Here is a 13,667-nt window from a genome sequence, read left to right as displayed (position 1 = left end):
CCGATGAGTGCGCGCGCCCTGCCCTCCGCCGCCGAGGTGGTGGTCGTGGGGGGTGGGCTCGAAGGCTGCGCGGCCGCGTGGCAGCTCACCACCCGGGGGGTGACCGATGTGCTGGTGCTGGAGCGCAGCACCGTCGGCTCGGGCATGACCGGCAAGTCCTCGGGCATCGTGCGCTGTCACTACGGCGTGCCGACCCTGGCGGCCATGGCGGTGTACGGCACCGAGGTGTTCGAGCACGCGAGCGACCTCTTCTCGGACGGACTCGACATCGGGTTCCGGTCGTGCGGCTACGTCGTGGGCGTGGGGCCGGAGAACGTCGAGGCGCTGCACGCCAACCTCGCTGCCCAGCGCGCCGCGGGCGTGCAGACCGAGACCATCGACCACGCCACCGTCGCCGAGCTGTGGCCGACCGCGCGGCTCGACGACTTCGCGGCCTTCGCCCACGAGCCTCGCGGCGGGTACGGCGACGCCTACCTCACCGCACAGGCCTTCGCCGCGGCGGCGCGGCGCGGCGGTGCGCGGGTCGCGCAGGGCGCGGGTGTCGCGGCGATCGAGACGGACGCCGAAGGTGTGTGCGGCGTCCGGCTGGGCGACGGCTCGCGGGTCGCGAGCCGGCAGGTGGTGCTCGCCGCCGGGCCGTGGTCGGTGGCGCTGGCGGCTCCGCTCGGCGTCGACCTGCCGATCCGGGTGCACCGCGAGGAGATCATCCTGCTCAAGCCGGGCGTGCCCACCGAGGGTCTCCCCGTGTTCTCCGACCTGGTCTCGCTCCAGTACGTACGACCCGACGTGGGTGGGGAGATCCTCTTCGGCAACTCCGACCTCGCCACCCTCAAGCCGGCCGACCCCGACCACTACCTCGACCGTGCCGACGACGCCTTCGTCGACATGGCGGCCGCCAAGATCGGGCATCGCTTCCCCGGGCTGGACGACGCGGTGCTGGCCAGCAGCTACGCCGGTTGCTACGACGTCACGCCCGACTACAACCCGGTGATCTCGACGGTGCCCGCGATGCCGGGTCTCGTCGTGGCCGCGGGATTCAGCGGGCACGGGTTCAAGATCTCGCCGGCGGTGGGGAGGCTGGTGGCCGATCTCGTGGTCGACGGCACCAGCTCGGATCCCCGCGTGCCCGAGCACGACCTGCGCTTGGCGCGCTTCGCCGAGGGCGACCTGCTGCGCAGCCCGCACCCCTACGTCGGGGCGGGCGAGATGCGGTGACGGCCACGACGACCGGCTCCCCGGGTGTCTCCTACGATTCACTCATGGCCACTGGTGAGAACCGCACCGTGCGTGAGGGTGCCGACCCGGCCCTCCTCCGCAACCGCGCCGGCACCGCCCGTGAGCGTGACCCGGCCGCACCGGTCGAGGAGCTCGAGCTCGAAGAGGCCATCGCCCGCAACGTGCGGCTGCTGCGCCACCAGCAGGCGGTGAGCGTGGGCGACATGGCCGAGCGCGTGGGCATCTCCAAGGCGATGCTCTCGAAGATCGAGAACGCCCAGACCTCGTGCAGCCTCTCGACGCTCTCGCGGCTCGCGGTGGGGCTCGACGTGCCCGTGACGACCCTGCTGCGCGGGGCGGAGTCGGAGCGGCCGGCGTCCTACGTCGCCGCCGGCACCGGTGCCCGCATCGCTCGTGCGGGCACCAAGGAGGGCCACGAGTACGAGCTGCTCGGATCGCTGCGCGGTGAGCACAAGCGGCTGGAGTGCCTCATGGTCACGCTGTCGGAGAAGTCCGAGACCTACCCGCTGTTCCAGCACCCCGGTACCGAGTTCCTCTACATGCTCGAGGGGACGATGGAGTACAGCCACGGGCGCACGGTCTACACGCTCAGCCCCGGCGACTCCCTCCAGCTCGACGGCGAGGGCCTGCACGGGCCCACCGCACTGCTCGACCTGCCGATCCGCTTTCTCTCGATCATCGCCTTCCCCGAGGCGAGCCTCTGAGCCCATGAGCCGCTACCGCCAGCAGATCGCCGGACGCACCTACGCCTTCGACCACCTCGTCGACGTCCTCGCCAAGGCCAGCCCGCGGCGCAGTGGCGACGAGCTGGCCGGCTGCGCCGCCGAGACCGACGCCGAACGCGCCGCCGCGCAGTGGGTGCTGGCCGACGTGCCGCTCGTCGACCTGCTCGAGAACCCGGTGGTGGCCTACGAGAGCGACGAGGTCACGCGGCTCATCGTCGACTCCCACGACGCGGCCGCCTTCGCTCCGGTCGCCCACCTCACCGTCGGAGGGCTGCGCGACCACCTGCTCGAGACCGCCGCGACCTCCGGCTCCTCCGCCGCGCTCGCGGCGCTCTCACCCGGTCTGACGCCCGAGATGGTCGCTGCGGTGAGCAAGGTGATGCGCAACGCCGACCTCATCTCGGTGGCCAGGGCGCGCACCGTGCGCAGCGCGTTCCGCAGCACCATCGGCGAGCCGGGGCGGCTGGCCACCCGGCTCCAGCCCAACCACCCCACGGACGACCCCCGCGGCGTCGCGGCCGCCACCCTCGACGGACTGCTGCTCGGCTGCGGCGACGCGGTGATCGGCATCAACCCCGCCACCGACTCCGCCCGCGCTGCCGGCGACCTGCTGCACCTGCTCGACGAGGTGCGCACGCGCTACGACATCCCGACCCAGTCGTGCGTCCTCGCCCACGTGACCACCACCATCGAGCTGATGGAGGCAGGTGCCCCGGTCGACCTGGTCTTCCAGTCCATCGCCGGCACCGAGGCCGCCAACCGCGGCTTCGGCGTCGACCTGGCCGTGCTCGCCGAGGCGCACGCCGCCGTTGGCGAGCTCGACCGCGGCACGGTGGGCACCAACGCGATGTACTTCGAGACCGGCCAGGGCTCCTGCCTCTCCGCCGACGCCCACCTCGGCGTCGACGGTCGCCCCGTCGACCAGCAGACCCTGGAGTGCCGCGCCTACGCGGTGGCCCGCGCCTTCGACCCGCTGCTGGTCAACACCGTGGTCGGCTTCATCGGCCCCGAGTACCTCTACGACGGCAAGCAGATCATCCGCGCCGGGCTGGAGGACCACGCCTGCGGCACCCTGCTCGGCCTGCCGATGGGAGTCGATGTCTGCTACACCAACCACGCCGAGGCCGACGCCGACGACATGGACACCCTGCTCACTCTGCTCGCCGCCGGTGGGGTCGGCTTCGTCATCACGGTGCCCGGCGCCGACGACGTGATGCTGGGCTACCAGAGCCTCTCCTTCCACGACGTGCTCGCGGTGCGGCACACGCTCGGGCTGCGCCCCGCACCCGAGTTCGAGGCGTGGCTGGAGCGGGTCGGTCTGCTCGCCGGCGACGGCCGCATCGCCTCGGTCGACGCCGGCAGCAGCGCCCTGCGGCAGCTGGCGGCCCGATGAGCCCGGCACCGATGCGACCCGAGGGCGAGGCACCCGACTTCTGGACGCCGCTGCGCACCGCCACCCGCTCCCGCATCGGCCTGGGGCGCGCCGGCGACGCCCTGCCCACCGCGCAGGTGCTGGCACTGCGTTCAGCGCACGCCGTGGCGCGCGACGCGGTGCACCTGCCCTGGGGTGCCGACGCGATCGAGCGCGGTCTCCGCGACCTCGGGCTCGAGGTGCTGCGGGTCGCGAGCCAGGCACCCGACCGCGCCACCTACCTGCGTCGTCCCGACCTCGGCCGCCGTCCCGCCGACCTCTCGGCCGTGCCGGAGGCCGGTGGTGCCGGCCCGGACGTCGGCATCGTGCTCGCCGACGGACTCTCCGCCAAGGCGCACGACGACCACGCGGTGCCGATGGTGGCCGCGCTGCTCGACCGCTTCCGTCGAGCCGAGCTCCGGGTCGCGCCCGTCGTGCTGGCCGAGCAGGCGCGGGTCGGCATCGGCGACCACATCGGCGAACGGCTCGGCGTGCGCACCCTGATCGTGCTGGTGGGGGAGCGCCCCGGTCTCTCGGTCGCCGACTCCCTCGGCGCCTACCTCACCCACGAGCCGCGAGCCGGACGACGTGACTCCGAGCGCAACTGCGTCTCGAACATCCACCCGCCCGACGGTCTGGGCTACGACCGGGCCGCCGACGTGCTGCTCGGGCTGGTGCGCGGTGCTCGCGAACTCGGAGCCTCCGGCGTCGCCTTGAAGGATCGGTCCCCGGCCGGAGGCGAGATCGGACCCTGAACCCCAAGGGGGGACCGCATCCCGGGCGCCGGCCGTACTGTGACCAAGATCCCCGCCCTCGACCGGTTCTGGGCGCACGCGGAGCTGGCTCGAGCCCCGCGCGAGAAGGCCGGCGTTGGAGTTCACGATGGAACTACAGTCCGAGGACATCTCCGCGGTCATCTTGAGGATGAAAAGGGCCCACGGCCACCTCGCCAGCGTCATCTCGATGCTGGAGACCGGAGTCGACGACGAGTCGGCGCTCACGCAGCTGGCAGCCGTCAACAAGGCCATCTCGCGCAGCGGCTACGCGCTGGTGTTCCACGCCCTGCACGTCAGATCGGGCGATCCCGTCGTCGACACCGACGAGCTGAAGAGGATCGAGAAGCTGTTCCTCTCCCTCGCCTAGCGCCGACCCGTCGCCAGTTTTCACGTGACCCGTCGCCAGTTTTCACCTGACCCGTCGCCAGTTTTCACCTGACCCGTCGCGAGTTTTCAAGAGAGGGCGGTGGCGAGGTCCAGTAGGGCCCGGTCTCGCCCCGGCGCGGCCATCAGGCTGACCCCGCACGGTAGTCCCGCCCGGGTGCGCAGCGGCAGGCTCACGACGGGCGCGCCCGCGATGCTGGCCACCGCGGTGAGCTGCAGGGTCGGACCCCTGGCCGCCTCGGCCCGCGGGCCGGCCAGCGGGGCGACGGCGGCGGTCGTGGGGAGCACGGCCACGCGGTCGCCCAGCGCTTCGAGAACGATGCCTGCCGCGTCGTCGACGACCGCGCGGGCGTCGTCCGCCCGGGCCTGCGTGAGGCCGGCGGCGAACTCGAAGCGCTCGCGCACGGGCCAGCCGATCGTGTCGAGCCGGTCGGCGAGCCAGGCGCCGTGGGACTGCCACGCCTGCCACGACTGCCAGGTGACGAAGGCGGCGAGCCACTGCTCGCGTGTGCCGAGCGGCCACCCCTCGCGGACCACGAGCCCCTGCTCGCCGACCCAGGACTCGACGGCGCTGCGCACGTCGGGCGTCGCGAGGCCCAGCAGTTCGGGAACGACCACGAGGTCGGCGGAGCCGGACGTCGAGTCGGGTGGCAGCAGCACGTCGCCCACGCGCTGCAGGGTGGCGGCGTCCCGCGTGAGCCAACCGACCGTGTCGAAGGACGGTGCCAGCGGCAGCATGCCGCGCGTGCTGACAGACCCATGGCTGGTGCGGACGCCGAAGAGGCCGCAGAACGCGGCGGGGGCACGGCAGGATCCCGCCGTGTCGGTGCCCAGCCCGATCGAGGCCTGACCCAGCGCGACCGCGCTCGCCGGACCGGACGACGAGCCGCCCGGCACGCGGCCGGGTGCGCGAGGGTTGGGTGGCGTGCCGTGGTGGGCGTTCATGCCCAGGATCGACCAGGCGAACTCGTCGGTGCGCGCGATGCCCCGCAGGTCGGCTCCGGCCTCGATGAGCGACTCCACGACCCGGGCATCGGAGCGTTCTACCGGTGAGGCGGCCTCCCAGGCCGGGTTGCCGGCGCTGATGGCGTGCCCGGCCACGGCGTACACGTCCTTGACCGCGACGCTCTCGCCGAGCAGCGGTCCGCTCGCGTTGCCGTGCACGAGGGGATCGCCCACGACCCGCCACACGCGCGTGTCGAGCGCCGGCGCCGGAGGCGTCGTGTGCGCGGCGGTGACCTGCCAGCGATCGTCGACCAGCGCCCAGAGCTGGGTCTGCTGGGTCCGGCCACCCCGGGCGTGCTCGGCGACCGCCACCACGAGCGCGTGCTCGGCGTCGGTGACCTGCACGTGCGTCTGCACCAGGCGCCGGGCCTGTGGCCGGGTGGTCGCGCGCCGGGCCTCCACCACGTGCTCGCGCCCGACGAGCAGGCCGTCCGCTCCGGCCGCCAGCGCCGACGCACCGCCGGCGGTCAGGGCGTCGAGGGTGTCGAGGTCGGCGTCCACGAGCGCCCGCTCGTAGCGGCGGAAGGCCTCGACGAGCTCGGGCGGCACCGGCAGCGGGGGGCGCTCGGTCATGGCCTCGACCCTACGGGCGGCCGCGCCCGAACGGGTGCCCGCCCGGGCGCGTCGAGCGGGTAGACAAGAAGCGTGCCGGAGTTGCCCGAGGTCGAGAACGCCCGCCAGGTCGTCGAGAGGGCGCTGGGGCGCGTCATCGCGGAGGTCGACGACCGCGACGCGTTCGTCTGCCGCCCGCACGCGCCGGGCGAGATCGCCTCGGCCCTGACGGGCGGACGGCTCGTCGCCGCTCACCGGCGTGGCAAGGCGATGTGGTGCGAGGTCGAGGGCGCGGACGGCGAGCCGGGACCGCCGCTGGGCCTGCACCTCGGGATGAGCGGGCGCATCATCGTGACCGGCCCCGAGGGCGAGTCCGCCTCCACCTACGGCGGCCCGGCCCGGCTCGGCCGGCGCGAGGGCGACAAGCCCGAGTGGACCCGCTTCACCCTCTGCTTCGACGACGGCGGCGAGCTGCGGCTCTTCGACAAGCGGCGGCTGGGGCGTGTGCGGCTCGACCCCGACATCGACGCCCTCGGCCCCGACGCCGGCGAGATCACCCGCGCGCAGTTTCGCGCCTGCCTCGCCGCGAGCTCGGCGCCGCTCAAGGCGCGGCTGCTCGACCAGCACGCGATCGCCGGCGTCGGCAACCTGCTAGCCGACGAGACTCTGTGGCAGGCCTCGCTCTCGCCGTTGCGCCCGGCCGACTCGCTCGACGAGGACGCCGCCGACGAGCTGCGGCGGGTGCTGCGCCGCTGCATCCGCTCGGCGATCCGACGCGGCGGCGTGCACACCGGCGAGGTCATCGAGCACCGGCAGGCGGGCGACGCCTGCCCTCGCTGCGGCGCGCCGATGCAGCGCGGCACCGTCGGGAGTCGCACCACCTGGTGGTGCTCCCAGGAGCAGGCCGCGGATCGCTGACCGGGGGCAGCGCCGGGCTCCGCCGGGCTCTCAGGACTCGGGTGCCACGAGGCACACGATCCACCGCAGGTGCGGGAACTCGGTGACGGTCCAGAGCCGGCCGTCGGGTCCGTGGGTGAGATCCTCCGGTCCCGGGGGCAGAGCGAGCCGGCGGCCGCGGAAGTCGCCCCGTGAGAGCGGCGGCGTCGACCCGCGTCGGGTGTGCCAGAGCGTGCCGGGCAGGACCGGCCCGAACGACGTCGTCGCCCACCACCGGCCATCCGCGTCGCGGGTCGTGCCCTGCATGCCCGACGGGCCTTCGCCGAGCATCTGCACACGTCCGGTGGGCAGGCCCTCGACGAGCTGCACGGTGGCCAGCCGCTTCGAGCGCTCCCGCCATCCGTACTCGCCCACCACGAGGTCGTCGTCGCAGGCGTCGATGAAGGAGTAGCGCAGTCTCCCGGACGCCGCTCCGCCCGGCCCGTCCGGCAGGTCCGGGCGGTGCCGGGCGGTCGCAGTCCAGGTCCAGCCGTCCTCGCCCTGCGCGAGGTCGTCGAAGTGCAGGCTCCACGCGCCCTTCGAGGTGTTGGCCACGTGCACCCACGGGCCGTGGACCCCCAGGCCGCCGGCGTGCGCATGCAGCGGCGACACCCTGCCGTCCTTCGCCCTCTGCATCAGCCGCACGTGCTCGTAGGTCGCGGCCGCGAGGTCGAGCACGCTGATGCGCGCCCCGCCCGACTTGGCGTACCAGCTCACGAGCAGCCGGTCGCCCGCCCACGCGATGCCCTGCGGCCACCACTCCCGGTCGCGGGTGTCGGGGGCGTCGAAGCGCCACGCCCGTTGCACGGCGGTGCCTGCCGGACGGCCACGGCGGAGCCGGCGGGTGCCGACGACGGCGTGCAGTGCGCTCTGGTCGCTCATGCCACGGCCTCGCCTTCGGTGAGCGGACCCGGCCGCGCCCGGGTGGCGACCGCCACGCCGGCCACCGACACGGCCAGCCCCACCAGCTCCCGCACGCCCAGGGTGTCGCCGAGGCACACGAAGGCCATGACAGCGGTGACGGGCGGCATCAAGAAGAAGACGCTCGCGCTCGCGCCGGCCCCGCCGCGGCGCACGAGCGTGCCGATCAACAGCAGTCCGAGCACCGAGTTCACGCCGGCCAGCCACAGCACGGCGATGGTGCCCTGCACCGGGTGGTGCACGCCGTGCACCCCCTCGATGGTCAGGGCCAGCACCGCCAGCGGCGGCACGGACACCGCGCACTGGAGGGTCGCCGACCAGATGGGGTCGGTGTGCGGGCTGATCCAGCGCTGCCCGAGCGTGCCCAGCGAGAGACAGAGCAGCGACGCGACGCCGAGCAGCATCGCCAGCACCCCGCCGGCCTCCGACACGTCCGGCCCGAGCACGAGCACGACCCCGCCCACGCCGGCAGCGAAGCCGATCACCTGCCACCGAGCCAGCCGCTCGTGCAGGAACACCCCGGCCAGCACGGCGGTGAGCACCGGTGAGAGTGAGTGCAGCAGCGAGCCGAGCGTGGCGGTCAGGCCACGCTCGAAGGCCAGGTACATCAGTCCGAAGAGCAGCGCGTTGAAGAGCAGCCCCGACACCGTGACGCGCACCAGATCCTCACGCGTGATGCGCAGCGGGCCACGCAGCACCCGCGCCACGGGCCAGAGCATCAGTGCCGCCACCACGAACCGCAGCGTCAGCACGGTGAACGGGTCGATCGCGTCGACGCCGGCCGGCCCGGCGATGTAGCCCGACGACCACACCACCACGAAGGCCGCAGCCGGCAGCAGCGGAACCCGCAGCTCCGTTTCCCGAGACGTCGCTGTCACAACCGCGACCCTACGGTGTCACCCCGCACGCTCGGCGCGCGAAGATGGGGCCATGGGGACGACGGTGGTGGGCGCGGCGATCGTGCGCGGCGGCCGGGTGCTCGCCGCGCGGCGCACCGACCCGCCGAACACGGCCGGACGCTGGGAGCTCCCGGGTGGCAAGGTCGAGCCCGGTGAGACGGCGTCCGGGGCGATCGTGCGCGAGCTCGCCGAGGAGCTGGGCGTGGAGGTCGAGGTGACCGGCTGGCTGGCCACCCGCGGCAGCATCGAGCGCGCCGACGACGGCGCGTGGGTGCTGCGCATCGCCACGGTCCGCCTGGTCGGCGACGCCGAGCCGCAGCCGGCCGAGCACGACGCCCTCGTGTGGCTGGGGTCCGACGAGCTGGACTCGGTCGACTGGCTCGACTCCGACCGCGTGTTCCTGCCCGAGCTCGACCACCTGCTGCGCGGCCTCGGGGGCGCCTTCCGGCGGCTCGTGCTCTTCGAGGCCGACGACGCCCGCGAGGTGGTGCGCCGGCTGCGAGTCGACGGGTACGACGCCGCGATCGCCCGCGAGCGGCTGGCCGGGGAGGACGACGACGAGGACCATCCGTGGGCGGTGCTCACCGATGCGCCGTCGTTCCTGGCCGAGATGCTCGCCGACGAATTCGACGGGTGGCTCGACGAGCGGCTCGACGACGGCCGGTCCGAGCGCGGCGCGCCCGGCACGCCCGCTGCCCCGCAACCCCTGCCCAGTGCACCGAAGCGCATCAAGCGACCCGACGGAGACCCCTCATGAACCAGCCCGAGCACAGGCCGAGTCGGCGCCTGCTGCTGGTGCACGCGCACCCCGACGACGAGACGATCGGCCAGGGCGCCACCATGGCCCGGTACGTCGCCGACGGGCGCGGCGTCACGATGGTCACCTGCACGGCCGGTGAGCTGGGCGAGATCCTGGTGCCCGAGCTCGAGCACCTCGCCGCCGACCGCGACGACCGGCTCGGAGAGCACCGCCGCACCGAGATCGCCGCCGCGATGGCCGCGCTCGGCGTCACCGACCACCGCTGGTTGGGCGGCTTCGGTCGCTACCGCGACTCCGGCATGCAGTGGCACCCCGACGGCCACGCGATCGCCGCCGACCAGACCGCCGAGAACGCGTTCGCGCTGGCCGACCTCACCGAGGCGGCCGACCATCTCGTCGCGATCATCCGCGAGGTGCGGCCGCAGGTGCTGGTCACCTACGACCAGTTCGGCGGCTACGGCCACCCCGACCACATCCAGGCCCACCGGGTCGCGATGTACGCCGCGCAGCTCGCCGCGGTCACCTCCTACCGGCACGATCTCGGCGAGGCGTGGGCGATCGCCAAGATCTACTGGGGCGCCATCGCGGAGTCCGCGATGCGGGCGGGCCTGCGCGCGATGCGCGAGGCCGGTGCGGGTGACGGCGAAGGTTTCTCAGGCCTCGACCCCGACGGCCCGATGCCGCACTTCGTCACCCCCGACGCCGATCTCGCGTGCGCCGTCGACGCGAGCGCCTTCGTCGACGCCAAGCTCGACGCCCTGCGCGCCTACCCGACCCAGGTGAGCGTCGATGGACCCTTCTTCGCCCTCTCCAACAACGTCGGCGCCTCGGCGTTCGGGGTCGAGCACTACCGCCTCGCGGCCGGCACGCTCGGTCCGGTGGGCGACGACGGCCTCGAGACCGACCTGTTCGCGGGTCTGGGGTAGCACGGTGCGCGGCGTGGTCCGGCGCGTGACCGCGGGTCTGGGGCTGCTTGCGCTCGGTGCCGCGCACGGCGTGGCCGCGGTGGTGCTCGCGCAGTCGTGGGGCTGGTTGGCCGTCGCGCTGGTCGCCGGCGGCTGCTGGACCTTCGGTCTCGGCCCGGGCTACCGCCTGGCCTGGACGGCGGGAGTCGGCGCCGCCGTCGCCGTCTCGGTGCTGCCGCGCCACGAGGGCGGCACCCTGCTCGGCGGCGCCCAGGGGTGGCTGCTCGCCCTGACAACCGCGATCTGGCTCGGCGTGGCGATCGCGACCCTCCCGGCGCCCGGGGGGCTGGTTTCTAGGATGAGCCGGTGAGCACGGGGCGGAGTCGCAGCGAGGGGCCGGGTTGGAAGGCGTTCTGGCTGGTGGTGCTGGTGCTGGCGCTCCTCCTCGGTGGCGGGTACGCCGCCGCGGGTGGACTGGCCGGCGAGCGCGTGCCGCGTGGCACGACCGTGGCGGGCGTCGACATCGGCGGACGTATGCCGTCCGCCGCCGAGCAGGTGCTGCGCGAGCAGCTCGGCCCGCGGGCCGACGCCTCCTTCGAGGTCGAGGTGGGCGGTCGCACCGAGCAGGTCACCCCGGGCCAGGCGGGTCTCGCCGTCGACTACGCCGCCACCGTGGCCGAGACCGGCGCCGGTACCGGCTGGTCGCCGCAGCGGCTCTGGAACTACTGGACCGGCGGCGACGAGGTGCAACCGGTCGTCACGATCGACGATGACCAGATGGGCCTGCTGGTGCAGCGGCTCGATGCGCTCGTGGGCCGCGACCCGGTCGACGGTGCCGTGCAGTTCCGCCCCGGCGGCGTGCACACCGTGAAAGCCCGGGACGGCCTCGCGCTGAGCGTCGGCGACGTACGGTCCGCCCTGCTCGCGGCCTACCTCACCGGCTCCGGCGCCCAGGGCCCGAGCGTCGACCTCGAACTGACCCCGGTGGCTCCCGCGATCACCGACGACGACGTCGACGAGGCGATGGACGACTTCGCCAACCCGGCGATGTCGGGCCCCGTGGTGCTGGAGTTCGGCCGGGCGCGAGTGACGCTGCGCCCCCATGACTACGCCACGGCGCTGTCGCTGACCCCTGACGGCGACACCCTGAGGCCCGATGTCGACACCGACGTCGTGCTCGGACTCGTCGGTGACGCCACGACGTCCGGCGACCCGGTCGACGCCTCCATCGAGATCCGCGACGGCAAGCCCCGCATCGTCCGGGGCAAGCCGGGCGTCGACTACGACCCCGACGAGGTCGCGAAGACGTTCCTGAGGCTGCTCACCAAGCCCGAGGAACGGCGCTCGGGCCAGGTCACCGCCGACGTCGTGAAGCCCGACGTCACCGCGAAGGATCTCAAGAAGCTGAAGATCAAGCAGAAGGTCTCCAGCTTCACCACGTACTACCCCGACGCCGAGTACCGCAACGTCAACATCGGTCGGGCGGCCGAGCTCGTCGACGGCACGATCCTGAAACCCGGCCAGGTGTTCTCCATGAACGACATCGTCGGCGAGCGCACTCGAGCCAACGGCTTCACCGAGGGTTACGTCATCTCCAACGGCATCTTGAAGAAGGATCTCGGCGGCGGCGTCTCGCAGTTGGCGACCACACTGTTCAACGCCGCCTTCTTCGCCGGGCTCAAGGACGTCGAACACAAGCCGCACTCGTTCTACATCGACCGCTACCCGGTCGGTCGCGAGGCCACGGTGGTGTGGGGTTCGCTCGATCTGAAGTTCGCCGACGACACGCCCTACGGCGTCTACGTGAGCGCGAAGGTCACGCCCAGCACGGCGTCGTCCCAGGGCGTCGTGACCGTCACGCTGTACTCCACCAAGCGCTGGGACATCACGACCGACACCAGCGATCGCTACGACTACACCCAGCCCACCACGCGCACCCTGCGCACTCCCGACTGCTACGCCTACTCCGGCAGCCCCGGCTTCAGCATCGACGTCTACCGCTACTTCCGGCGTCCGGGCGAGCAGAAGGTGGTCAAGAAGCAGACGTTCCACACCGTCTACACGCCCTCGGACGGCGTGCGGTGCCAAGCGCCGAAGAAGCGGTGAGGCCGTGCTCGTCCACCTGCGCATGACCCTGCCGAGCGACCTGACCGACCCGGTCGTCTCACTGCTCTGCGAGCACGAGTGGACAGCCGACGTCACCGTGCAACGCGACGTCGTGCTGCACCCCCGTGGCGACCTGGTGGAGTGCGATGTCGCCCGCGAGAAGGCCGGACCGCTCATCGGCGACCTGCGCGAGCTCGGGGTCCACGAGGCCGGCTCGATCCTGGTGACCGAGCCGCGGTCCTCGCCCTTCGCGCGGGCCGAGCGCATGGAGCGCGCTGCGCCCGGGCACCCCGACGACGCCATCGTGTGGGAGTCGGTGGAGAGCGCGGCCGCAGCCGACTCCGTGCCGACCGTGAGCTACCACGTCTTCTTGGTCATCGCGGTGATCCTGGCGGCGATCGCGGTGGTGACCGACTCCTCCGTGCTCGTGGTCGGGGCCATGGTGGTGGGTCCGGACTTCGCCCCCGTGGCTGCCGCGGGTGCCGGTGTGGTGCTGCGGCGCCCGCGGCTGGTCGTCCGAGCCCTCCAGTTGCTGGTGCTGTCGTTCGTGTTCGCCATCGCGGTGGTGGCCGTGCTGGGGCTCGTGGCCCGGGGCACGGGCCTCATCGCGGCCGAAGATCTGAGCAGATCGCGACCCAACACCGGGTTCATCTGGCACCCCGACGCGTGGTCGTTCATCGTGGCGCTGGCCGCCGGCGGGGCGGGCGCGTTGGCCCTGGCCATCGAGAAGACCTCGACGATGGTCGGCGTCTTCATCAGCGTCACGACCGTGCCCGCCGCCGGCAACCTCGCCCTCGCCCTGGCCTTCCTCGACACCCACGAGATGGCTGGATCCGCCATGCAACTCGGGCTCAATCTGGTCGGACTCCTCCTCGCCGGCACGGCCGTGCTCGCCTTCCAGCGACGGTGGTGGAAGCCGCTGTGCGTGGCCGCCGAACGCGTCTTCCAGCGAACCACCCTCACCCGCTGACCTGCCGCGAGTTTTCGTGTGACCTGCCGCGAGTTTTGGCAGCCGTGAAAAGTCGCGGCAGGTCGATGGAAAACTGGCGAC

Annotated in this window: 14 protein-coding genes; 11 read left to right on the top strand and 3 right to left on the bottom strand. The window is 73.1% G+C overall.

Going from position 1 to position 13,667, the window contains the following annotated elements; translation table 11 throughout:
- The first annotated feature begins 3 nt into the window (after positions 1-3).
- From ISG29_RS11955 to ISG29_RS11935, 5 genes are all read left to right on the top strand, one after another.
- Positions 4-1,215 (top strand): NAD(P)/FAD-dependent oxidoreductase, encoded by a 1,212-nt coding sequence (locus ISG29_RS11955; protein ID WP_235959509.1) that lies wholly within the window; start codon positions 4-6, stop codon positions 1,213-1,215.
- A gap of 44 nt (positions 1,216-1,259) precedes the next feature.
- Positions 1,260-1,940 carry a helix-turn-helix domain-containing protein gene (locus ISG29_RS11950; protein ID WP_194503664.1) on the top strand — a complete coding sequence of 227 codons (681 nt, stop codon included), beginning with the start codon at positions 1,260-1,262 and terminating at the stop codon, positions 1,938-1,940.
- 4 nt (positions 1,941-1,944) lie between these two features.
- Positions 1,945-3,354: an ethanolamine ammonia-lyase subunit EutB gene (locus tag ISG29_RS11945; protein ID WP_194503663.1), complete on the top strand. Its 1,410-nt coding sequence runs from the start codon at positions 1,945-1,947 to the stop codon at positions 3,352-3,354.
- Positions 3,351-4,127: an ethanolamine ammonia-lyase subunit EutC gene (gene eutC, locus ISG29_RS11940; protein ID WP_235959507.1), complete on the top strand. Its 777-nt coding sequence runs from the start codon at positions 3,351-3,353 to the stop codon at positions 4,125-4,127. The genes ISG29_RS11945 and eutC overlap by 4 nt, the downstream gene beginning before the upstream one ends.
- Before the next feature lie 127 nt (positions 4,128-4,254).
- On the top strand, positions 4,255-4,515 hold the full coding sequence (locus ISG29_RS11935) for a metal-sensitive transcriptional regulator (protein ID WP_194503662.1): 261 nt from the start codon (positions 4,255-4,257) through the stop codon (positions 4,513-4,515).
- Positions 4,516-4,601: 86 nt separating this feature from the next.
- On the opposite strand, the gene ISG29_RS11930 is transcribed toward ISG29_RS11935, so the two are convergent.
- A complete protein-coding gene (locus ISG29_RS11930; protein ID WP_194503661.1) occupies positions 4,602-6,110 on the bottom strand; it encodes an AtzH-like domain-containing protein in 1,509 nt (502 codons plus the stop codon).
- Between the two features lie 72 nt (positions 6,111-6,182).
- Between ISG29_RS11930 and ISG29_RS11925 the strand changes: the two genes are divergently transcribed.
- On the top strand, positions 6,183-7,007 hold the full coding sequence (locus tag ISG29_RS11925; protein ID WP_194503660.1) for an Fpg/Nei family DNA glycosylase: 825 nt from the start codon (positions 6,183-6,185) through the stop codon (positions 7,005-7,007).
- Between the two features lie 30 nt (positions 7,008-7,037).
- Here ISG29_RS11925 and ISG29_RS11920 read toward each other — a convergent pair whose 3' ends face one another.
- Both ISG29_RS11920 and ISG29_RS11915 read right to left on the bottom strand, forming a co-directional pair.
- Positions 7,038-7,907, bottom strand: coding sequence for a hypothetical protein (locus ISG29_RS11920; protein WP_194503659.1), 870 nt, complete (start codon positions 7,905-7,907; stop codon positions 7,038-7,040).
- Positions 7,904-8,824, bottom strand: a complete 921-nt coding sequence (locus ISG29_RS11915) for a DMT family transporter (RefSeq protein WP_194503658.1) — start codon at positions 8,822-8,824, stop codon at positions 7,904-7,906. The genes ISG29_RS11920 and ISG29_RS11915 overlap by 4 nt, the downstream gene beginning before the upstream one ends.
- A gap of 52 nt (positions 8,825-8,876) precedes the next feature.
- On the opposite strand from ISG29_RS11915, the gene ISG29_RS11910 reads away from it, so the two are divergent.
- From ISG29_RS11910 to ISG29_RS11890, 5 genes are read left to right on the top strand one after another with little or no spacing between them, the layout of a single operon-like run.
- Positions 8,877-9,602: a (deoxy)nucleoside triphosphate pyrophosphohydrolase gene (locus tag ISG29_RS11910; protein WP_194503657.1), complete on the top strand. Its 726-nt coding sequence runs from the start codon at positions 8,877-8,879 to the stop codon at positions 9,600-9,602.
- Entirely contained in the window at positions 9,599-10,531 is a 933-nt protein-coding gene (mshB, locus tag ISG29_RS11905) for an N-acetyl-1-D-myo-inositol-2-amino-2-deoxy-alpha-D-glucopyranoside deacetylase (protein ID WP_194503656.1), read from the top strand. The genes ISG29_RS11910 and mshB overlap by 4 nt, the downstream gene beginning before the upstream one ends.
- A 13-nt stretch (positions 10,532-10,544) precedes the next feature.
- Positions 10,545-10,880, top strand: a complete 336-nt coding sequence (locus tag ISG29_RS11900; protein WP_194503655.1) for a hypothetical protein — start codon at positions 10,545-10,547, stop codon at positions 10,878-10,880.
- Positions 10,877-12,616: a VanW family protein gene (locus ISG29_RS21655; protein WP_194503654.1), complete on the top strand. Its 1,740-nt coding sequence runs from the start codon at positions 10,877-10,879 to the stop codon at positions 12,614-12,616. Before ISG29_RS11900 ends, ISG29_RS21655 begins: the two co-directional genes overlap by 4 nt.
- 4 nt (positions 12,617-12,620) lie before the next feature.
- Complete coding sequence (locus ISG29_RS11890; RefSeq protein WP_328828908.1) at positions 12,621-13,586, top strand: DUF389 domain-containing protein; 966 nt, start codon at positions 12,621-12,623, stop codon at positions 13,584-13,586.
- Positions 13,587-13,667 lie beyond the last annotated feature (81 nt).

The sequence above is a fragment of the Nocardioides acrostichi genome (assembly GCF_015319165.1).
GTDB lineage: Bacteria > Actinomycetota > Actinomycetes > Propionibacteriales > Nocardioidaceae > Nocardioides > Nocardioides acrostichi.
This window is presented reverse-complemented; position numbering and strand designations above follow the sequence as displayed.